This window comes from Chryseosolibacter histidinae, assembly GCF_018598225.1.
Lineage (GTDB): Bacteria > Bacteroidota > Bacteroidia > Cytophagales > Cyclobacteriaceae > Chryseosolibacter > Chryseosolibacter histidini.
Window position 1 is genome coordinate 93,206 of sequence record NZ_JAHESF010000012.1, and the last position, 22,171, is coordinate 115,376.

Here is a 22,171-nt window from a genome sequence, read left to right on the forward strand (position 1 = left end):
CCGGTTGCCAGTTGCCGGGTAGCCGGTTGGTACGTCAATACTAAATTTATTACAGCCCTCGAATATAAGTTTAATTTGAAATTTACAACGTGTAAGCCTACACTGACCTAAACCGGCAACTGGTAACCGGTAACTGGCAGCCATTTCACCATTCCGCTGTCGGATCGATCCTGAAAACCTCCGACATCTCATCGAGTAACGGCTGAAGATGCTCGCTGTGTTTTCCAACGCGCCCACCTTGGATCGCTGTGATCGTTCTCAGGTCGGGTAGGCGGAGACTGGTCTGGGCAATGATCGCTTCGATGCGTTTGATCCACTGCTCGCGTAAAGCCGCTTCACCTTCAAACACGCCGTCGGCAATAAGCTCCTGCTCAAAGGCTGAGGGCTCGAACATCCCAAGGGCATAGGGCATGGCATACACCAGCGATTGCTGCAGGCGTGCGATGCTTTCTTCCGTAGCGGAGCCCAGTTGTTTTACCCACGTGTTGGCATGAAGCGTGTGATATTTCAGCTCGCCCCTGATCTTGTTCGACAGCTCGGCCAGTGGCTGAAACGAAGAAGCGCTGAGCATCTCGAACCGGAAGGCCACCGCGGTATCGTATAAAAAGTGGCGGATGAGGCTGAAATCATATTCGCCGTTGGGCAGCTCCACAAAAATGCAATTGTGAAACTGTGCTGCGTTGCGGGTGAAGGCAATGGTATCGGGGTCCTGTTCTCCCATGCTGTGGAGGATGGTGTACAGCGCCTGGCTTTGCCCCACTTTATCCTGGGCCATGGAAGAAAAAGCAATGTCTTCTTCCAGCAGGGGACCGAAGCCTGTCCACTCGGAGTTACGGTGGCCAATGATCAGCTGGTCATCAGCGATCTTATACAAAAGCTCCTTGATGGCTAATGCGTTCATACGTTTCGGTTATTTGGCACGTTCCAGGAATTCTTTCAGTTTGTCACCGCCCTTGTAGTCGGAAGCATCCCTGAATTTTTTTTCAGCCAGGGTAAGCCACAGGTCGCTGTCTTCCGGTGTGGTGAAGCGGATCTCGCTGGTGCGGATAGCCCACACATTGTAAACGGTCTTATCTTTTTTGATCGCAGTTCGCGCCAGGTGCATGGCCTCCTGCGGGGTGGAGGCCAGAACAGTTCCGGCATGCGTGTGCTGCTTGCCGCGTTTTACCAGGTGATAGATTTCGAAGCTCACTTTCTCGCCGGGCTGCGACGGCACTTCCGGGATCAGGTCATAAGCATCGGTATTCCCTTCGGTTAAAGGCGAAATGTAAACATTGCGGGTGTCGGTCACATACAGGGAGGTGCACAGGAACCTGCGCGTAAAGGCTTCCTTGGCCAGCACATAGGCCATTTCCAGGTTGGGGGCATGCACGATGCCTTCATGCTGAAATGATTTACCCTCTTTCGGTTGTACAAACACCTCAAAAGTACCAAATTGGTCGAGGGGCGCTTTGGGCACGATCTGCCCGGGTACACCGATTGCAGGAAGCCTGTTTACTCTGGGATCAAGCGAATTCACGGTCATCACTTTGTTTTCCGGTTTAAATATACGGTTCGCAACCGATTGAAAAGCATAATTCCGGGTTGAATTCCCGTAAAATAAAAACTAAAACCTGCAGGCAGTCGTTTTGTTTTTTGTGAGGATATGAAATACATAGAATTGTTTCTGGCGCTTGACCTCCTGGCCAAATATTATCCGAGGTATTATAGTCACGAGCTTATCTCGCTGGCGGAAGATGTGTTCAAGTGGCTGAACAATGAGCTGCCGGAAGACAGCAGCACCCTGGCATACCTCAAAAGTTGCTTTAGCTCTCCCACGGAAGCCTGGAAAGCCATCTGGCAGGAGATCCAGCTCATGGCCGGGCCTCACCTTCATCCGAATTAAGCCAACGGCGTCACATAGGCAGCCTTGGGTGAACGCAGGGCTTCTCTTACCCACCGTCCGCGTTCCTCAGCGATCCGCCTTACTTCAAGCCTCTCCTTGTTACACGGACCATCGCCGTTGATCACACGTTTAAATTCTTCCCAGTCGGGTTCCGTATAATCCCAGCGACCTGTTTCAGCATTCTTCTTCAGCTTGGGATCAGGTATAGTGAATCCCAGCTCCCATATTTTCGGCACGTACATGTCGAGGAACTGGTTTCGCGTATCGTCGTTGCTGGACATTTTTACCTTCCACTTCATGAGCACTTCGGTGTGGGTGGAGATCTTGTCTGCAGGTCCAAAGAAATGCATCATCGGGGTCCACCACCGGTTGATGGCTTCCTGGAACATTTGTCGTTGTTTTTCAGTGCCGGTGGCGAGATAGATCACACAATGGTGGCCGAACTTCAGGTGAAACGATTCTTCAGCACAAATCCTGTCGAGCGCGCGGCAGTAAGGACCATAGCTGCCCTTGGCATTGGCCAGCTGGTTCACAATGGCGCCTGCATCCACCAACCATGAAATGAAACAGGAGTCAGCCCAGGTAAAGGCCGGGTAGTTGAAGATGTTGGAATACTTGGATTTGCCAGAGATCAGGTCCTGGATCATCTGTTCGCGGCTTTTGCCGAGGGTTTCGGCAGCACTGTAGAGGAGCTGGGCGTGGCCCACTTCATCCTGTACCTTGGCCATAAGCGCAAGCTTGCGTTTGAAACCGGGTGCCCGGGTGATCCAGGTGCCTTCGGGCAATGCGCCGATGATCTCACTGTGCGCGTGCTGCTCGATCATGCGGATCAGCTGCTTGCGGTAAAGTTGTGGCATCCAGTCGGCGGGTTCTATCTTTTCGCCACGGTCGATGCGGGCTTCAAATTCCGCTAACCTGGCGGGATCTTCCAGGGCGATACTGTCGGTCTTTACACCTTCGAATGTATTTCCTCCTCCGTACATACACAATGTGGTTTTATAAGGGATGACATCCTTCAAAAGGATGTCATCCCTGATCTTTTCAAAGATAAGGAAAACCAAACACTTGTTAGCAGGAACAGTACTATTTCGGAGTTTGTTTCAAGCCGTTTACGAGCATATCGGCCAGCTGTACACCCAGCTCCACGGGTTCGATGATCCCGCCTGACGGATCGTACCACATGGGCATCCAGTTCAAGGACGAGAACAGGGTCATCACCGCCAGCTTTTTGTCGATGGTGCTCTTGAATTCACCATTTTTGACACCTTCTTCGATGATGGTCTTGAAACGATTGATATAGTTGATGCGCAACAACAGGAAGTCGCGCAGATAGGGCTGGCTGAGGTGGCGGTGCTCATTCATGAACACAGCGGAAGCGGTAAGGTCTTTGGCCATCACCTGGATGTGACCGATGATGCCTCTCCGCAGTTTTTCGCTCGAAGACACATTCTGCTTCTCCACTTCTTCAAGCGATTTGCGGAACTCCGCGGCCATGTCGAAACAAAGGCTCCGCAGGATCTCTTCTTTTGATTTGATGTGGGAATAAAGACTTGCGGCTTCGATTCCCAGCAGCTGAGCAAGGTCCCTCATAGAAGCTGCCGCATAACCCTTCTCTCTGAAAAGCTCCGCAGCTTTCCGGATCACTTGTTCCTTCCTCGATAAGTTCGCAATGGCTTCTGTCATAATGTACTACAAAAATATACAAAATATATCAGAACATCATCCTGTCAACTTCCCTACCTTTGGGAACTGGGCTATGGAGTTCATCTCGATCGGACAATATTTTCACAAACTTTATAGCACTGTGCTATGCATCGTGCTGCTGCCCGTTCTGATGTTCAGCATCGCTTATGTGCTTCCGGTGCCGGCAGGATCTTCATCACACTCACTACCGCTCTTGCTGGCGCTATCTGTAGTTGTTGTCAGCGACTGGCTGATCATTCTGATTTCCTTCAATAAAAAAATCAAATCAATCCGACAACATCAAGGACTGAGGCTAAAACTTGAAAAATATTTTCGCTTAACAATCGTTCGTTACACACTCATTGCCTCGGGTTGTGTGGTGCTTGCCGCTGGATTGTTCATCACCCGCAACGATCTGTTCACGGTGTTCTTCGTGATCAACCTGATGCTTACTGGTCTGGTGTGGCCAGTACCCTCGAGGGTTAGCAATGATCTGCGGCTGAGAGGTGATGAGCGGGAGATGGTTTATTATAAGAAGGACAAGTTTTGAATGACTTGAGGATCATGAATCAGGTACGAAATACGAAGTACGAGGTACGTAAGGCAGCGCTCCGGCATTCACGTACCTCGTACTTCGTCCCTCGTACCTTCTAGAAGATCACTCCAAAGCTAAACGCATTCAGCTTCGGACCTTTACCGGCTGCGAAGAGCTCGTTGAGGTCGTAGTTAAAGAACAGGTCGGTGCCGTAGAAGCCCAGTTGTAACCTGGCGCCGTAGCGGAAGTTGTTCAGGTAAAAGCTATCCCGGTTCTTTTCCTTTTCCTTATCACCGTCGTCTTTATAGACGAGCTTGGAATGGCTGCCAACACGGTAACCGATATAGGGGCCGAGGCCGATGCGGAAAGCGGTTCCGTAGTTATCCCACATTCTCGGTTTGCGGCCGCGGTCACCGAAGTCGATCACGGGAACAAACGATGCGTTGATGTAGCTGACGGTGAGCTTGCTTTTCTGATGGTCAACGTCACGCGTGTCTGTCACAAACTCAACGCGGTCGTCATTCTTCACGAGCATGGCATCATCATCCTGGAATTTGAAATTGTACCAGCTCAGACCCAATCCCCATTCGAGGAAGAAATTCCTTCCTACACGGGTACGTTGGGTAGACGAGGTAGCAATGTACCACGAGCCCCAGGGGCGAACGGAGTACACGGCGCCGTCGCTGTCGGGAAACTTTCCATTCTGGAGGTAGTTGTTGGTGCCCAGGTCGAAGTTAAACGATTGCCAGGTGCGTCCGATCCTGCGGTAGTGCTTGCGCTTAACCATTTCTTCCCAATCTTCGTCGTCATCATCGTTATCATCATCAGACCTCATTTCACCCGGGTCGTTGTTCTCAGGCTGCTCCACGGCGGGAGATTCTTCCTGCGGCGCTTCGGCAACCACGGGCGCCTCCGCTTCAGCCGGCGCCTTTGTGGTATCGCTTTGTTCTATCTTGGTAAGAATATCCTGAAAGAGATCCTGAAAATTATAGTGACGGAGTATTTCAAGATCGCTGCGGTCCTGCATCGTGAAAATAAGCTTGCTTGTTTTGCCCAACGATACAATCACTGTGTCACTCTTCTGCTGACCTTGTGCTGCGATCACGGCTGTGATGCCGAGCACAAGTGAAACCATTTTTCTCATCATACTTTACTTGTTTTGACTACGTTGCTTTTCACTCTTAAAATTCAGCGCGAGAATTTCATTTTTCTTCTGCCGGAGATCGCCGAAAGGATCCTGATTGTGTTTCAGGTCATAGGCTTTGTCGAGCAGCTTTCTCAACGTAGATGGTTTCTTGTCGGCCGGGGTTGCTTCTGCAAGTGATTTTTTATCGAGGTATTTTTTGTTTACTTCTTCTGCCGTATATACAAGCGTTACACCTGCATCTGCCGCTGCAGCGGAGGTTTCTGCAGTGGGTGCTGTTACAGCCGTAGTAACTTCTTCAGGAATGATCTCTGTGATCTCTTCCTGAACTTCAGCAATTAATTCGGGTGTGGCCACTTCGGGTGAAGGACTGACCGCCTGTTCTTTTTTCGTGTGTGGTTTAACAGATCGTTTGTTTGTTGTGACCGGTGTTTCACTGGTTGCCTTCTTTTCAGGCGCTGCAGTCGAAGGCGCAGGTGCAGCTTCGTTCTTTTCCGGAGTCTTGATCTTTTCCACTGCTGCGTTGCCTGTATTTTTTTGTGTGAGCATCGGTGCCGTATTTTTCTGAGGCCACAACAACAACAACAACGCGGCGGCAACGAGCAACAGCAACGACGCAGCTACTTTCAGCCAAAGCGTTCTGTTATTTTTTTTTGTAAGGCCTGCTTCCACGCGGCTCCAGGCATGTGCAGGAGCTGCCTTCTGAAAATTTTCCAACTTCTCGCGGAACAGTCTGTCAGGTTGCTGATTCATCGTTGTTCAGTTTAGGGTTCGATGATCCGCCAGCCGAAGCCGTTTTAGCCCAGGGCTGCAGATCACTTTCTGCTAACATTTTTTGTAAGTACACCCGCGCACGGCTGAGCTGTGACTTGGATGTATTTTCACTGATGCCAAGTTGTTCGGCTATTTCTTTATGAGAATAACCGTCGATGGCATACATATTAAATACCAGGCGGTAGCCCGCGGGCAGTTCCTGGATCATCTTCAAGAGGTCTTCGGCTTCGAGGTGGTCGCTCAGACGGTCGTAATCAGGCTCGCGGTCTGCCTGTTCGAGCTCGGTTTCAAGATACATGGAGCGGCTTTTGCGCAGGTAGGTGAGGGCTTCGTTTACCATAATCCTCCGGATCCACCCTTCAAAGCTTCCTTCGCCCTTAAATTGTGCGATGCGCTCGAAAACTTTGGTGAAAGCAGTAACGAGGATATCTTCCGCCTCCATGGAATGGCGTACGTACCGGTAGCAAAGGCCGTACATTTTTGCGGAATAAAGGTCAAAAAGTTGCTGCTGGGCGTTTCTGTCACGCCTCAGGCAACCCTTGATCAGTTCTTCTTCCTTAGCCCGGTAAATCTTGAATTCCATTTAAGGTTCTGGTGCTAAGATGTGTAAACGAAGCCTGGGGTTGCTTGGGGGGAAAATTAAAGTTTAAAATTTGAAGTTTAAGGTTTCAAGTTGGTTGCCAGTTGCCGGTTGCCAGTTTTGCGGATGGCCCTGTTGAGGGAAGGGTATAAAAGGGCCATTTGGGTGTGCCAAACGGCCCTTTGCTGGGCTTAGATGATCGAAATAATCGTAATGATCAGGTAAACCAGGATCAATAGCAATAAAGAGATCATGACTTTGAGGGGGTTAGGGGTTTACATAGGACGCTCGTTCATGACAGATGTTACAACCACTCTGTATTTTAATCACGTTTCACTACATTGGGCGCTCCCCGGTAATCAACCTTGCTGGCCACGCCTTCTTCTATTTCGAGGTTGCCTGTTACGTTCACCTTGGCGTTTGATGCACCTGAAACCTCCACCATGGCATCTACCACATCGAGGTTGTAGGCCCTCAGTTTCGAAGCAAATTCCAGGCGGGCGGTCAGCCGTGTGGCATTGCCCGAAAGCTCTGCCTCTGTTTTGCCGGTGAGGTTCAACGAGAGGTTCTGGGAGTTTACATCACCCCGGATGCGCAAAGGTCCCCGGGCTTCGATGTCGAGGTCATTGGTTTGAAAATTATCGAAGCGGATGGTACCATAGCCACTGGCTTCCAGTTTTTCAAGGTTGGGCATGGTGATGTTGATACGCATCTCCTCCACGTTCAGGTCTCTGACCTCAAAGTTGAAGTTTCGCCTTCCCTGGTAATCGATCACCAGTGTTTCGCCTGAACGGTAGATCTTGTACTTCTCCTTTTCACGCTCCGGCCCGATCAGCTCAACGGCGTAGTCCTGGCCATTGATGATCCGCATGTCGAACTTGCCGCTGACCTCAATTTCATCGAAATCACGCAGGGCATTGTTACCTTCTTCATCCACCGTTGCATCGGCGCAGGAAGTGCACTCCAGTCCTCTGTCTTCGGTAATGATCCAGGTCTGGTTGTCCATGTCGTCGTAATCGATATACTGGGAGATGAACCTGCTCACACCTTCGTCCATGGTGAACGGGAAGTTATAGGGAATGTACAAGGTCATGTTGAGGCGTTGTGCCCTGAATACAGCGTCGGGTCTGAACCTGAGGTTGCTGTCGAACACAAAGACTGAATCGTCCATGAAGTTAACGTTGTAATCTACCATGTGGGCATTTTCGATGGCCTTGGCGCGGGTGGTGCCCTGGGCTTCGAAGTCCTGAACCAGCTTGAAGTCGGTGCCTTCGTGACCTCTCAGCGTGAGATGTGTAACGTGGTAGTCGTCCATGCCTACTTCATTGATCTTCAGCTTTGCTGTTTTAGCTTTCACCTGGTAGCTGGTCTCCACGCGGTACTCACCGTCTTCCTTAAAGGAGAACACGATCTTGGGGATGCCCACGGCGAGCATGGCTACGCTCACGAAGAACAGCACAAACAGGGTCCAGCCAGCGGTGGCGCCGAAGACGATCCGTTTGGCGATGATGGACACCCCGAGCAGGATGATGAAGATTCCGGGAATGATGGTGCCGATCACCGCAGCCAGGGCAATCCAGCCCGGGAAGGCGCGCAGAAAAGCATCTACCGGTACCGTTGATTCATTCAATTCTGCCACCCAGGGGAAGGAAAAGGTTGCTGCCGAAAAGATCCCGAACAGGATGCCGGCCGTCACCACGATGCAAAACACAAACCCGAGGCCGGTGAACGAGATGATCACACCAATGCCTACACGGATGATATCGATGATGGGCACCAGGATCTTGCCCAGGCCGGTCAGGATCATTCCGATGAGGCGAAAGGGGAAGAGCAGGATCTTGGTGATGGTGCTTTCTTCTTCTCCCGGTTTTTCAGACTGGCTTTTTTTTATGCTTGATTCAATGTTAGAGAGGGTTACGGGCTCCCCCTGCATCTGCATCTTGTCGGTGAGGGAACGTGCTTCGGGCAATACCAGCCACATCACGATGTACACCAGCACGCCGATGCCACCTGCGAAAGCGAAGATGATGAAGAGGATACGCACCGCGAGGATGTCTATTCCAAGGAAGGCAGCCACACCGCCTGAAACGCCGCCGATCACTTTGCGCTCAGGATCTCTGAACATCTTTTTTCCGGTGGCGGGCTCCTCGAGGTCATACGAGCCCGGGATCACGATCCACATGGCAATATACACGAGTCCCGCGATACCATAGGTGGCGAAGAACAGGAGTGCGAACAGCAGCCTGATCCACAGCGCGTCTATATTAAAGTATACGCCTAATCCCGAGCAGATACCGCCGAACACTTTTCGTTTCTGGTCGCGCAGCAGTTGTTTGGGACCGGTGAATGGCGGGCGTGCGGTTTGTTCGTCACTGGCTGATGTGGTGTTGCCGGTGTCGCTGGCTGGGTCGGCCTGTGCTGTTTTCTCAGTTGTTGTTTCGTCGTCTTCAGCCGCCCTGAAGTCACTGACACTACCCATGGTTGCTACCAGTGCGTTCACATCTTCGGCGGTGATCACCTGTTTCTCTTCGTTCAGCTTTGACAGGAAGATCTCCGCGATGCGGCTTTCAATGTCGGCCAGGATCTCGCTGCTGTCTTCAAATGTCGAAAAATACTTATTGATCGAGTCCAGGTACTTCTTCAGGGTTTCGTAACCGTCTTCTTCTATATGAAAGATGATGCCGCTGATATTAATGCTGATATTTTTTTTCATAACGTTCGTGTCGTGAAATTAAGCGTTTGATTTAGTGGTGATCATTTGGGTGGAGTGTACAAGCTCGTCCCAGGTTTCAGCAAGCTTCTCCAGGAACTTGCTTCCTTTGTCGGTAAGCTTGTAATATTTCCTTGGCGGGCCCGATTTCGACTCGATCCACTTATACTCCAGCAGCCCTGCATTCTTCAAACGGGTGAGCAGTGGGTACAATGTACCTTCAACAACGATCATCTTGGCAGCTGTCAGTTCATCCAGCATATCCGATGCATATACTTCTCCCCGTGAAATAATGTGGAGGATGCAGTACTCCAAAATACCTTTTCTCATCTGTACTTGCGTGTTTTCAAGATTCATACATCCGGTTATTAACTCAATACACCAATAACAACGGCAAAAGTACTATGCATGACCAAGTACTGGTTAAAAATGGAAGAAAAAAGTTAAAAATCGGCTTTTTTGGCGTAAAAACGAAGGTGGAGGTGTTACGACGGTTTGGGAAAATTGGAGAGGAGGGCTTAAAATTGTTCGGTTTTATACGGTGGACTGTACGGTTTTGAGCAGTTTTTGAATGTGTAAACTGGTGTTTTTCATGGGCTTCTGTTTTATGTACAACTCGCGGGGCCGGAAAAATGCACTGAAAATTTGTACATGTTTTTTGCGATATGCTTTTTGTACATGTACAAATGTGTGCTACTGAAAATGACGATCGCTTGTCTTGGGTAATAACCGGATAAGTCCATACCTGACTTACTGGCATATCACATCTAATTTATAGAGTCTGAGCATTATGTCTGCGTTTGGTATTGACAAAAAAAAGGCTGCCTTTTGAAAGACAGCCTTTTGACCTAACTAACGACTACGTTATGCGATTATCTGTTAATCCCTGTAACGAGGATGGAAATAGATATTGAAATTCCTTGTTTCGCCAGCTACTGGAATCTCATACTGATAATTGTTCTCAGTGTTCATAAAGTACCACCACTCTTCAGTGATCACCCTGCGCTTCACTACAGCTGCAGTTGCTGAAGGAATTGAAACGGTATTGGTGCCCGTTCCGGTGTAGATACCAGCAGCGGTGTTGGCGTTGTTATAATATTTAATATCAACTTCAACGGAACCTGCTTCATTGGTCTGGCCATAGTAGTTGCCACCGTGGGTTGTGAAGCGAGTATGGTTGGCTTTGTAGTTATCACTGTAGATCTGGATCCAGTCAACAAGCGATGTTTCATCATCATCGCTATACTGTGCCGCAGAAACTACGGGCAATGTGAAAGAGCCGTCAGCAGCGATTGTGGTAGAAGTGATGAGTCCTTTGTAGATGATCTCGTAGATGTAGCAGTTATCGCCTGTGAAATTGTTATTGGCAAACCGGTCTACTTCCGGGCGGGCATAGATCTTATGTCCGGCCAGGGCGGTCTCGTTGTTGGCTACGTAGTTGTTACCTGAGATAGACTGACCATAGATATTATAGGGGCTCGGATTGTCCCAGTAATAAGTATAGTCGTAGAAATTGTAAGCCGGAGCAGTGATGTAGGTATTGGCTTTTGCACCGAATGCTGCTACAGATCCGTACCTGCGATTCAGTGTATCGTTGAGTACCGAAGTATTGGCGTAAGCCTTACCGGTGAACTTGGCTGCCAGGTTGCCGGATATCGGGTAAAGGATCACCTGGTTTTGAGCGTTGAATGATTCTGCCGCAGCAACATCCCAGCCGTCAAACTGATACAGGTATGCTCTGTACTCTACTGAAGTGTGGTTGGGCGCTGAAACGCGAACGTACACATAACCTTGCTTCAGCCCTTTGAACAGGTATAAGCCATTAGAAACAGAAGACGGCTCCAGCACGAGACCATTTTGTTCTACCACTACAGTTGCGCCTTCAAAACCTTTTTTGCGGCCCAGGCTGAGGTCTTCAAAATCCGTTCCGCTCAACGTTGCGTTGGAAGAAGATAATACGGTCACTGTGTAGTGAACTTCTGTGGGCTGGCTGTAAGGATCCAGCAGCTTTTCTCTCAGCTCTTCCAGCTCCTCGATCTTTCTTTCGGCTTCTTCGTTGCCCACAACAAGGGTGTTACTTTCGGTATTCAGGGTGGCGTATTGCTGATCTGCGGCCGCGATGGCAGCCAGAAGCTCATTCACCTTGGTGTCGTCTTTTGTTTCTACAAGCACTTCATCCTCACACGCCGTAAGACCGAACGTAAGACCGCCGGCAAGAAGCAACATCTTATATATATGACTCTTTTTCATTTTTTGCTATTTTAAATTTTCTTACTCTGATTGATTAGTAGGTTGAAGCATAATAATAGAAATCGCGATTGATCACTTCGCCAGCGTACCTGTCGGTATCATCAGATCCTTCCCAATCATTGGCTTTGAACAATCTCTTGGCAGTGTACGTCTTGGGCAGGGGCCATGCAGTACGGGGAGCGCCGCCATCGAGAATGCCGTTAGGATCGTAATCCACCAGGGTTTGGTCGGCAACGAATTCTTCAAACGCGATCTCCCACCAGTATGCTACGTTATCGCCGTAGGCATCAGAGTAGATAGAAGTTACCGGGAAGTTCATGGTGAACTGATTGTTGGCATCAAAAACAGCGGTAACCGATGCGTCTTCATAAGCAAGTTGTACCAGGTCAGCGGAGTTTCCGCCGTTGCCTGTTGATGTTGAGAAAGGAACATAGTTGATGTTCACCCAGAGCTTCGCGGTGATCTTTTTGTTCACTTTTTCGAAGGTTCTGTTGTCGCCCAGCGCACCTTTAACGTTTGTGGCGGGGTTCCTACCTTTCCATCCGATGAAAGGCAGACCGTTGTAATGAACGCCACCAGCCGTGTCGTTGGCAAGGTTGGTATTGGCATACAGAAATCCTTTTACAGCATACGTGTTGGTTGCACCTGATTTGGGGATCATCACGATCCTTGTGTTAACACCGGCGTCTTGCGCGAAGGCAAGCGTAGCATAATAGTTCACGGTAGTATAACCAGTTGCCTTTACCACGGCGCCAAGGATCCCAGCCCGCACGTTCTCGATTTGAACAGAACCTTTAGCATCTGTGGTCTTGGTTACGAGCGTTCCGTTCTGGTTCAGGGTAACAGAGGCTCCCTGGATAGGGTTGCCAAGGTTATCCAGCGCGATCACGGTATAGGTAACAGCCTTGCTGTAAAGCTCCTGCAGCTTGGTGATCTCTGCCTGCAGCTCGGTCTGTAATTTTTCGAGGTCTTCTTTGTCAACAGTCAACAGCTCATTCGCCACTTGCTTGCCATAGATCTTTTCCTGTAATGCTCTCAATTCATTTCTGAGCTGGTCAACCCTTTCTGTGTCCTCAACAGGCTGAGGAACCTCTTTCTCTGAACAGCTGGTGTACAATAACACCATGGATGCCAATAACATGGCACATAGTCTAGTTTTCATCATATGTGTTTAATAAATAAAAATGGAGTTACTACTCGAAAAAAAAGAAGATGATCAGAACGTGAAGATGTTATACGCGAGATATAACTGGATCATCATGAATTTCGGATCGCGGCTTGCGCGTGCCTGGCGTACCGGCTCATGCGTGTTGGTGAGCGCCACACTCATACGGGCACCTGCTTCCAGGCCGTGATCCATTAAAGTGAAGTTGTACGAAGCACCGGCCAGTGCGCCGAATTGCCAGCGCTCATAACTTTTGAGCTGGTCATTATCAGGTAAACCGAATCCGCCGGAATTTTTTGTGATCGACCGGAACTCATCTACGAACAGGGAAGAGAGCACGCCGGCGTGAACGCTCACAGCAGGCATCACCCTGTAACTCAGCGAGACAGGAATGTCGATGTAAGAAGCTTGTTGCTCATAATCGATACGTTCGCCATTGACATACTCGCTGAGGTAAGATCCTCTTGTGGAGAACAGCGCTTCTGCCCGCACCGACATCTCAGAAGAAATAAGGTAATCACCGTAGACGCCTACGTGAAATCCCGTATGAGGTTTGCTCACGTAGTACTTGCTGCCGGATTGATAGTTGTCGTAAAGATTAGCACCGGCTTTCGCACCTAACATGATCTGCGCGGTTGCTGAACCCGATAAGAGAAGTGTTGCTGTAACAATTAAGAGATTAATAGAATTTTTAACCATAGCCATTTTTAAGACGATGCAAAACTTGTTAAAAGCGCCAGCGCTTCAAAGCACGCTTCACAAAATTTATTTTCATGTAACCTTTTCAAATACCTAGAAAAGACGATGCTTTTTATTTGGATTTTTTTAAGAGGACGACTCACTGAAAAATAAAATTGTGATTTTGTCAAACCTTGAATGAGTCGACGCGTTTGAGCGCACAAAAAAAAGAAATGCGACAACTACAAATGGAGAACTTCATCTTCGATGTTACTTCAAAGTGAAACTTTGGTAACCGGCGAAACGAAAAAAATGATTGGGTGATGAGAGATCAGCAACAAGTGACGCGCAATGCGTTATAAGTGATGGACAATGATTGATAAGTGATCAGAGATCAGGTGATCAGTGCCCGGTAAAAAGTGATCCGTAACCAATAATTATTTAGCAAGTGATAGTGGATGAGTAATAAGTGATGGGGAATGAGCAATAAGTGATGAGAGATGAGTAAGAAATAGTCTGTGACGGATAAAGGATGATCAATAACACACAAGCACAACTTCTCAAAAACCGATTACCGAATACCGATCACCGAATACCGGTTACCGGTCGCCGACTAAAGATTGGTACAAAAAAACTTTCAGCGCCTGCACCTCCTGTTCGTAGTGGAACATTTTGATGTCTTTCTCATAGATCCGCGCCACGGTGTCGAACGTTTCCAGGTCGTAGTATGACCGGTAATCGTAGGGATCGGTGCTTTGATTGAGCGTGGGGATCTCCAGGTCGTAGATAGAAAGGAAAGAAGCGATCTCGCCAGGCTTATCCATTTTGAGGATCACGATCTGCTGTTGTCTTTTTTTGTAATAGTCCAGGAACAGGTGTTGCGGCTTCAGGTGCTGGTCTTTGAGCAGATCCGGTATCTGCTGCAGACGCCTCACAAATATTTTGAACGACAGGTCTTTTGCGAGGATTCCAAAGAGATAATCTTCGTAAAGGAACTCATCGGTTGCGTTTTCAAAAAAATCACGGTAAACAGAAACGATCCTCGCGAAAGGGTTCCGCACCGACGTGAAAAAGATCTCGGAGGTTTGCAGGGGAATGGTTTTTCTCAAGTTGACATCCGCCAGGTAATTGATCTCGGCTGTTGAAAGGTTGCCTTCGCTGATATCCTTATAGATGGTGCGCAGCATGACAAAGGCCAGCGACGTGCTTGCCGATTTCGGGATGCGTACGTAAGAAATATTAAGGAAGGGGTTGTGCAGGTGCCCGCCTTGCCGGAAGAGACTCGTTTTTACAAAGGCGGCTTCAGACATCACGGTTCTTGTGAGCGCATACCGCCAGAAGAACGATCGTATTTTTAACCCAAATGCGGAGCGGCTTGTCGTTCGGCCGGGAGTAAAATTTCTCAGGGCCTGGAGGCTGTCGTGCCGTTTGCGACTGAAATCGTGGCCGCTGTGCATAAAGCTGCCGTGACGAGCGATCAGATACAGCAAACGGAAATATTTCAGCAGGTTTGAGATCACTTAGATATACTTGGTTAAAGATATAAAACAAATGCAAAACGCAAAGACCGCAAAGAAGGCGCAAAGACCGCAAAGAAACCTCTGCGGCCCTCTGCGTCCTCAGCGGTTATCTGCATTAAATTTGGCAGCGAGACCTTTACTTTACTGCTTCTTCCAGTATTAAACAAGACGTTCCGTTTTTGTATATTTACCGATTAACTGAAGGGGCTGCTGCGCATATCCATGAGAGTTTGGGTTCTTGCCATTCTAGGATTTTTTATCGCTTTACCCGGGTTTGCCCAGGTAGGTAATGAATGGATCCATTTCGGCCAGCCATACTTCAAGATCCAGGTCGCCCACGATAGTCTGTACCGGCTTACTCCCGCCACTTTGCAGAATGCCGGCTTCCCGTCCGGAGTAGATCCACGTACTTTCCGGCTTTTTCACCGGGGTGTGGAGGTTGCCATTCACGTTGAGGGTGAAACAGATGGCCTGTTCGATGCCGGCGACTACATTGAATTCTACGGCCGGCATAACGACGGCACCCTCGATACAGAGCTTTACAACGATCCCTCGTCGCAGCCCCATACACTCTACAACCTCTACGCTGACGCCTCGGCTTACTTTCTTACGTTCGACTTCAACAACGGAAAACGAATGCCGTTTTCAGCGCCGTCAAACCCCGGACTCTCTCCGCAAGCCCATCACATTGATGAGAAGCTGCTCGTTTTAAAGGATCAGTACTCGCCAGGAATGGACTACGGCGATATCATGGCCTCCACATTTGATATAGGAGAAGGCTGGATGGGTGGTCAGATCATCCAGGGGCAAACAGGAAGTTACCAGCTGGAAGGAATTATGAACACAGTGCCGGCAGCGGGCGAGCCGTCGGTCGAGATCCTGCTGACAGGTAGAGGCCCCATGAATCACAACGTGGAGATATACGCAGGGGCTAGGCTGCTCACAACCGTGACTTTTCCGGCCTATCAGTCTTATAAGCATACACAGCAGCTGATGTGGAGCGATATCAGTGGCGATGGAAAGGTGACCATCAGGGCAAAGGTTACAGGATCGCCGGACCGGATCAGCGTGGGCTACATCCGTTTGCGTTACTCCCAGCAAACAGATATGGCCCTGGCGGCTGACAAGATCTTTACGCTCGCCCCCAACGCTGGCGGTACTGCCTATATCGAGATCAAAAATCCGGCGGCGGGCACCCGGCTGTATGACATCACCGATCCCCAGAACGTAAGGAGGATCTTCACCACACAACCTGGTACCACGCTGAATGCCGTCATCAATTCTGCGGCAGTGTCGCGAAAGATCCTGGCGACGAGCGCAACATTTACGCCGCCTGTAAAACGTGTGATCTTCCGTAACATCAATCCGTCACAGCAGGATTTTGTGATCATCACCCACCCGTTGCTGCGAAAACCCGCCTCGGGATATACCGATCCTGTGAAAGCTTATGCCGAGTACCGGGCTTTGCCCCAGGGTGGGCAGTACGATACCCTGATCGTCAATATCAACCAGCTTTACGATCAGTTCAGCTATGGCGAAACCACACCGCTGGCCATTTACCGTTTCCTTAAATTTTTAAAAACAGGAAAGCTTCCAGACTACCTGTTTTTGGTCGGCAAGGGGTTAGACATCAACACAAATTATTACAGGAACCCCGGTCCGTTTACCGCGCACAAGGATCTTGTTCCAACCGGAGGATTTCCTGGCTCAGATATGATATACTCGGCCGGTCTTTCTGCTGGTACGGCTGCTGCCGCCGTTGCCACGGGAAGGCTGTCTGCCATGGGACCTGAAGATGTTGCCGCCTACCTTAACAAGGTCAAGGAGACAGAGGCTTTGCCCTATGACAATCTCCGCAGAAAGAATGTGCTTCACCTGAGCGGAGGTATTTTTCCGGGCGAGCCGCAGCAGTTCCGCACGTTCCTGGAGCAGTTCGGAACCGTGGCCAGCGCGTTGTACCTGGGAGGAAAAGTAAAAGCCATTGCCAAACAGTCTACTGATATTGAAGTGATCAACGTGGCAGACGAAGTGAACAGCGGGCTGAACCTCATCACCTTTTTCGGTCATTCTGCCGCCAACACCTCTGACTTCGATATCGGGTATGTTACCGACCCTGTGATGGGATATAACAACAAAGGAAAATATCCGCTGTTGCTGATGAATGGGTGCGCTGCCGGATCGTTCTTTCTGAATGTCACCAATTTCGGAGAGAACTGGGTCAACAGCTCCAACAAGGGAGCTATTGGCATGATCGCGCACAGCTCGTTCGGATTTGCTTCATCGCTGCGTAACTACTCGTCGCTTTTTTACCAGGTAGGTTATGCAGACCTCCAGTTCATGAACAAGGGAGTGGGCGACATTCAGAAGGAAGTGGCCCGTCGATTCCATAGCATGTTTGGCACGGAGCCCGAACCGACTACCCAGACGCAACAGATGATACTGCTGGGCGACCCTGCCATCAAACTGTTCGGCGCCCTGGAACCCGATTATCAGATTGGCGCAGAGAATATTTCCATCAACTCGCTCGATGGAGAGCCTGTCACCGCGCTTTCAGGTTCTTTCGTGTTGAATTTTATGATCAGCAATTACGGCAACGTTAAAAATGAAGACTTCAGCGTCACGGTGTCACGCACCCTCGGCAATGGAAACGTTGTTACCTACGATTCAACTTTCCGCCCGATCTATTACCAGGATACCATCAGCTTTACCATTCCCGGAAATGTGGAAGGCGGTTTTGGCAACAACACCTTTACCATCGAGATCGATGCAGACCACGCCATCGATGAGCTGCGTGAAGACAACAACACGGCTTCGGCAACCTTTTTTATTCCGCTCAACGGTACCAAGAACCTGTATCCTTCCAACTATGCCATCGTGAATTCAAGGGAGGTCAACCTTTCGCTGCAGCACACAGACATGCTCTCTGGCGAACGTGAATTTTTATTGGAAGTGGATACCACTGATGCTTTTAACAGTGGATTCAAACAACAGTACACCCTCAGGGGCACCGTGCTGGCCACACAAAAGATCAACCTGCTGCCGAACGATACGCTGGCCTATTACTGGCGAACGAAGCTGGTCAATGAGCTGCCCAATGAAAGCAAGGAATGGGACGTTAACTCATTCACGTACATTGCCGATGGACCCGAAGGCTGGGCCCAGGTTCATTTTCCCCAGTACGGTGCCAACCCGTCTGAGGGCCTGGTGAAAGATCCACTGTTAAGACGCCTGCAGTTTGAAGAGACAGCTTCTGATATCGCGATCAAAACTTTCAGCGCCGCGGCAGGTAAACCCATCGACTCCGTTAGTCTTAAAATCAACGGGGCTGAATACAATTTGCAGCAGGAGGCAGGCATCGGAAATTTTGCCTGCCGTAACAACACCATCAACCTGGTGGCGTTCGATAAAAAAACCACCCAGGCCTACCCGGGAATTTTCCTGACGTGGTACGAGATCCAGAATAGCCATGGCGGAAGGAAGCTGATCTGCGGACGCGAGCCGTATGTGATCAACAGCTTCATGCCGGCAGAGCTGGCGGTGGGCAACAACGCAGACCTGATAAGATATGTCGATAATATTCCTGTCGGCGATTCCGTAGTGCTCTTTAATATAGGTGATGCCGGTTATGCATCCTGGCCTGCCGCGGCGAAGAACAAGCTTGGTGAATTGGGCATCGCGGTAGCGCAGATCGACGCACTGCAACCGGGTGAGCCAGTGGTGATCTTTGCGCGCAAGGGAACGGCTCCTGGTTCAGCGAAAGTTTACCGCGATATGACCAACCCGCCCAATCAGCAGCGTGTGAAACATACCGGCACCATCACGGGCAGGCTTTCGTCCGGAACATTGCGCACGGCGGTGATCGGTCCGGCACAAGCGTGGAGTCAGTTCATGGTCCGTTACACGGAAGCAGGCCCGTCTGATAAAGTGCTGTTCGATGTTACAGGAATAAAACTGGATGGCCACGAAGTGTTGCTGATGGAAGATATCACGGACGACCACGACCTGACACAGATCGACGCGCAGGAATATCCGTACATCAGGATCGCGCTCAAGCTTGAAGACAACACTTTTCTCACCGCCGCGCAGCTCGACCATTGGCTGGTGACCTACGAGCCCGTGGCGGAAGGCCTTTTGTTATACCGCGGATCAGTAGCCCAGCAGTTACTTTTTGAAGGCCAGCAATGGGATGGCCAGTACAGCTTCATCAACATCAGCAACTATGCGTTCCGTGACTCCCTTACGGTGAATTACAATGTAGTGGACCCCGAAAGTTTCAACGCCCGGCGCCAGGTGATGAAGATCGGTGCTCCGGCGCCCGGCGACACCACACGATTTACAGTAACCTTTAACACGGCAGGGCAGCAGGGATTGAACAATGCCGAGGTATTTGTAAACCCCAGGGTGGTGGCTGAGCAGAGCTACGACAATAACTTCATTGTGCTTCGCAAGCATTTTAACATCACTGGCGATACGCAGGCACCGGTGCTGGACGTTACCTTTGACGGCAGGCATATTTACAGGAATGAATTTGTGTCGCCATCGCCTGACATACGCATCAGGCTCCGCGACAGCAATCCCTTCATGCTGAAGAAAGATACCACAGGCATGGCTATCTTGTTATCTTCACCGTGCCAGGGCGAAGACTGTGCGCTGAAGGCTGTTCACTTCTCGCGGCCGGATGTGCGCTGGAAAGCAGAAACCGATACATCGGATTTTATGGTGGACTTTAGCCCTGCGGATCTTCAGAACGGCACCTATATTTTACGTGTTGAGGGACGCGATGTCAAGGGAAATCCCAGCGGTGCTACACCTTACGAGATCATGTTCCAGGTAAAGACGGAGACAACCGTCTCGATCCTGCCGCCATATCCCAACCCGTTCAATCACAAAGCGAATTTTTCATTCACCGTATCAGGACAGGATATACCCACTGCATTTAGCTTACAAATATTGTCTCTCACGGGGCAGGTGGTTCATCAGTTCTCTGAAACGGATGCCGGTACCTTTCACATCGGTACCAATACCATTGCCTGGCCCGCGCTGGACCCCGCCGGCAATCCGCTACCCAATGGTGTTTATGTCTTCAAGCTAACACTGCGTGTACACGATCAGGAAGTGAGTAGTCAGGGGAAGATCGTGCTGGTGAGATAGACAGTAGGTAGTAGACAAATCACAATCGCTTCGCGATTGTGGCAGTAGGCAATGGTGATGTGTGATTAACTCGACTGAGTATCTTTGATTGAAACACAAGCTGGTAAAACTTCACCAACCGTTGTCTACTGCCATTTGCCTACTGCCTATTGTTTAATGATGGTGTCCACCGGGGCCGTGTACGTGGCCGTGGGCGATCTCTTCGCTGGTAGCGTTGCGTACGTCCATCACTTCTACGGCAAAGTTCAGCTCAACGCCGGCGAGTGGGTGGTTGCCATCTACGGTGATGGCATCGAGGCCAACATGGGTTACAGTGACAACGCCGCCCTGGTTGGTGGAGAAGCGCATGCCTGTTTTTACTTCCTGATCGCCAAAAGCAGAGCGGGGCACTTTCTGCACCAGGTTCTCGTCTTTTTCGCCGTAGCCTTTTTCAGGTTGTATTTTCAGGTCGAATTTATCTCCTTTCGATTTACCTTCCAGTCCTTCTTCCATACCCAGTATCAGGTTGCCTGCACCGTGAAGGTAATTAAGCGGATCGCGGCCTTCGCTGGAATCGATAACAGTACCCTCGTTATCGCGCAGCGTATAATGAATAGAGGCCACTTTGTTTTTCGTGATTTGCATAAGAATTGGTTTACGTTAAAATTTCGAGAGGCAGGGATTGTGCAGAGCAGTTACTGAGCAGAAAAGGCTGTCCCTCTGTTATGTTCGGTAAAGGTATGAATTTGCCGGTTCAGGTCAGGCAAAGTTACAGCTTCCGGCTCAGGATTCAAGCAATTTTACCTTCAGGGTTGAGCCCCGGTCGTTTATAACCTCAATACGTTGGCCCTTGTCAATAAAATCTCCCTGCGTGTAAGCATCATAGATCTTCCCATCTATAATAACCTTGCCACTGGGCCGGAGAACGGTCTGCGCTACACCCGCTTTGCCGACCAAAGGAATTTCCACAGGGTTTGATGTGTATCCTTTTCCGCTGTCTTGTGTATCGGTGAGGGCCACTTTTTTATAAAAACGTGTTTTGTCGAGGTTGGCGCCCAGCACGAACAAAAGTATACCACCGCCGAGCATTCCTCCCATGACCGCTGCCAGCGAAACAAGAATGTCGTTCATCTTGACGAACTCGAAATCAAACGAGTCATTATTAAGCATGATCAGTACCAGCGATCCTACCGTGAGCACAATGCCTGACACACCGGCGATACCGAACCCGGGGATCACGAAGATCTCAAAGGCGATGAGCACAATGCCGATGAAGAACGCGATGATCTCCCAATATTCGGCGAGGCCGTTGAGATAGTAAGGAACAAGGTAGAGGATCAGGGCTACCAGCGCGGCAAGGCCTGCAAAGCCGAGTCCCGGCGACTGCATCTCGAAATAGATGCCGGCAATGATGATGAGGATGAGCAGGCCACTGATGAAAGGGTTCAGCACAAAGCTGATGATCTTTTCCGGGGCGCCGAGCTCGAAACGGGTGAGCGTATAATCGCTGATGTTGTTGCGTTTCAGGATCTCTTCAATGGACTCAACCTTCGCTTCACAATAGCCATACCGTATGGCCTCTGTTGTGGAAAATGTGATGATCCTGCCAGCGGCTTTGATGCTGTCGATCTCCATCTGCTCGTCTACCATACCTTCGGCGATGCGGGGATCGCGTCCGTTGGTTTCGGCAGTGGAGCGCATGATGGAACGCATGTACGATTGATATTTGTCAGGCGCTTTTTCACCTGAGCCATCCACCACCGTGGCGGCGCCGATGCTTGCACCGGGGGCCATGTAGATGCTGTCACAGGCAATGGAGATCAGGGCGCCGGCCGATGCAGCATCGGAGTTGATAAACACCCACACCGGTTTTTTAAAACCCATGATCTTGTCTACGATCTCTTTGGCATCAGTGAGAATACCGCCGTACGTATCCATTTCGATCAGCACCAGATCGGCATTGGTTTTCTCCGCTTCTTTCAGGGCAAGCTCCACGTAACGTGTCATGCGCGGATCGATCTCGCTTTTGATGTCCAACACCATTACGTTCTTTTGCTGCGCGATGACCACCGTCATCCAGAGAAAAGCGATAAACAACAGGGCTGTTTTTTTCATAC

General features: G+C 49.9%; 18 protein-coding genes. 3 read left to right on the top strand and 15 right to left on the bottom strand.

Features of this window, described 5'->3' with window-relative positions; genetic code table 11:
- Positions 1-145: 145 nt before the first annotated feature.
- Both paaC and KK083_RS13770 read right to left on the bottom strand, forming a co-directional pair.
- Positions 146-901: a 1,2-phenylacetyl-CoA epoxidase subunit PaaC gene (gene paaC, locus KK083_RS13765; protein ID WP_254163827.1), complete on the bottom strand. Its 756-nt coding sequence runs from the start codon at positions 899-901 to the stop codon at positions 146-148.
- A 9-nt stretch (positions 902-910) separates the two neighbouring features.
- Entirely contained in the window at positions 911-1,525 is a 615-nt protein-coding gene (locus KK083_RS13770) for a phenylacetic acid degradation b (RefSeq protein ID WP_254163942.1), read from the bottom strand.
- Positions 1,526-1,645: 120 nt separating this feature from the next.
- Between KK083_RS13770 and KK083_RS13775 the strand changes: the two genes are divergently transcribed.
- Positions 1,646-1,885 carry a hypothetical protein gene (locus KK083_RS13775; RefSeq protein ID WP_254163828.1) on the top strand — a complete coding sequence of 80 codons (240 nt, stop codon included), beginning with the start codon at positions 1,646-1,648 and terminating at the stop codon, positions 1,883-1,885.
- On the opposite strand, the gene paaA is transcribed toward KK083_RS13775, so the two are convergent.
- Together paaA and KK083_RS13785 are read right to left on the bottom strand one after the other, a co-directional pair.
- Complete coding sequence (gene paaA / locus KK083_RS13780; RefSeq protein ID WP_254163829.1) at positions 1,882-2,868, bottom strand: 1,2-phenylacetyl-CoA epoxidase subunit PaaA; 987 nt, start codon at positions 2,866-2,868, stop codon at positions 1,882-1,884. The two genes, KK083_RS13775 and paaA, sit on opposite strands and share 4 nt — an antisense overlap.
- 100 nt (positions 2,869-2,968) lie before the next feature.
- Positions 2,969-3,568 carry a TetR/AcrR family transcriptional regulator gene (locus tag KK083_RS13785; RefSeq protein WP_254163830.1) on the bottom strand — a complete coding sequence of 200 codons (600 nt, stop codon included), beginning with the start codon at positions 3,566-3,568 and terminating at the stop codon, positions 2,969-2,971.
- Positions 3,569-3,689: 121 nt separating this feature from the next.
- Between KK083_RS13785 and KK083_RS13790 the strand changes: the two genes are divergently transcribed.
- Complete coding sequence (locus KK083_RS13790; protein ID WP_254163831.1) at positions 3,690-4,118, top strand: hypothetical protein; 429 nt, start codon at positions 3,690-3,692, stop codon at positions 4,116-4,118.
- 100 nt (positions 4,119-4,218) lie between these two features.
- On the opposite strand, the gene KK083_RS13795 is transcribed toward KK083_RS13790, so the two are convergent.
- The 9 genes from KK083_RS13795 to KK083_RS13835 form a co-directional block, all read right to left on the bottom strand.
- A complete protein-coding gene (locus KK083_RS13795; protein WP_254163832.1) occupies positions 4,219-5,250 on the bottom strand; it encodes a hypothetical protein in 1,032 nt (343 codons plus the stop codon).
- Between the two features lie 3 nt (positions 5,251-5,253).
- Positions 5,254-6,000, bottom strand: a complete 747-nt coding sequence (locus KK083_RS13800; protein WP_254163833.1) for a hypothetical protein — start codon at positions 5,998-6,000, stop codon at positions 5,254-5,256.
- On the bottom strand, positions 5,984-6,604 hold the full coding sequence (locus tag KK083_RS13805) for an RNA polymerase sigma factor (RefSeq protein ID WP_254163834.1): 621 nt from the start codon (positions 6,602-6,604) through the stop codon (positions 5,984-5,986). The genes KK083_RS13800 and KK083_RS13805 overlap by 17 nt, the downstream gene beginning before the upstream one ends.
- A 319-nt stretch (positions 6,605-6,923) precedes the next feature.
- Positions 6,924-9,314: a PspC domain-containing protein gene (locus KK083_RS13810; RefSeq protein ID WP_254163835.1), complete on the bottom strand. Its 2,391-nt coding sequence runs from the start codon at positions 9,312-9,314 to the stop codon at positions 6,924-6,926.
- An 18-nt stretch (positions 9,315-9,332) separates the two neighbouring features.
- Positions 9,333-9,668 carry a PadR family transcriptional regulator gene (locus KK083_RS13815; RefSeq protein ID WP_254163836.1) on the bottom strand — a complete coding sequence of 112 codons (336 nt, stop codon included), beginning with the start codon at positions 9,666-9,668 and terminating at the stop codon, positions 9,333-9,335.
- A gap of 522 nt (positions 9,669-10,190) precedes the next feature.
- On the bottom strand, positions 10,191-11,561 hold the full coding sequence (locus KK083_RS13820; RefSeq protein ID WP_254163837.1) for a hypothetical protein: 1,371 nt from the start codon (positions 11,559-11,561) through the stop codon (positions 10,191-10,193).
- 34 nt (positions 11,562-11,595) lie between these two features.
- Positions 11,596-12,723 (bottom strand): hypothetical protein, encoded by a 1,128-nt coding sequence (locus tag KK083_RS13825; RefSeq protein ID WP_254163838.1) that lies wholly within the window; start codon positions 12,721-12,723, stop codon positions 11,596-11,598.
- Between the two features lie 54 nt (positions 12,724-12,777).
- Positions 12,778-13,350: a porin family protein gene (locus KK083_RS13830; RefSeq protein ID WP_254163839.1), complete on the bottom strand. Its 573-nt coding sequence runs from the start codon at positions 13,348-13,350 to the stop codon at positions 12,778-12,780.
- A 653-nt stretch (positions 13,351-14,003) separates the two neighbouring features.
- Positions 14,004-14,924, bottom strand: coding sequence for a sulfotransferase family 2 domain-containing protein (locus tag KK083_RS13835; RefSeq protein ID WP_254163840.1), 921 nt, complete (start codon positions 14,922-14,924; stop codon positions 14,004-14,006).
- 222 nt (positions 14,925-15,146) lie between these two features.
- Here KK083_RS13835 and porU2 point away from each other — a divergent pair, with 222 nt between their 5' ends.
- Positions 15,147-20,075 carry a putative type IX secretion system sortase PorU2 gene (gene porU2 / locus KK083_RS13840; protein WP_254163841.1) on the top strand — a complete coding sequence of 1,643 codons (4,929 nt, stop codon included), beginning with the start codon at positions 15,147-15,149 and terminating at the stop codon, positions 20,073-20,075.
- Between the two features lie 153 nt (positions 20,076-20,228).
- On the opposite strand, the gene KK083_RS13845 is transcribed toward porU2, so the two are convergent.
- Together KK083_RS13845 and KK083_RS13850 are read right to left on the bottom strand one after the other, a co-directional pair.
- A complete protein-coding gene (locus KK083_RS13845) occupies positions 20,229-20,699 on the bottom strand; it encodes an FKBP-type peptidyl-prolyl cis-trans isomerase (RefSeq protein WP_254163842.1) in 471 nt (156 codons plus the stop codon).
- A gap of 138 nt (positions 20,700-20,837) precedes the next feature.
- Positions 20,838-22,169 (bottom strand): NfeD family protein, encoded by a 1,332-nt coding sequence (locus tag KK083_RS13850; protein ID WP_254163843.1) that lies wholly within the window; start codon positions 22,167-22,169, stop codon positions 20,838-20,840.
- Positions 22,170-22,171: the final 2 nt, after the last annotated feature.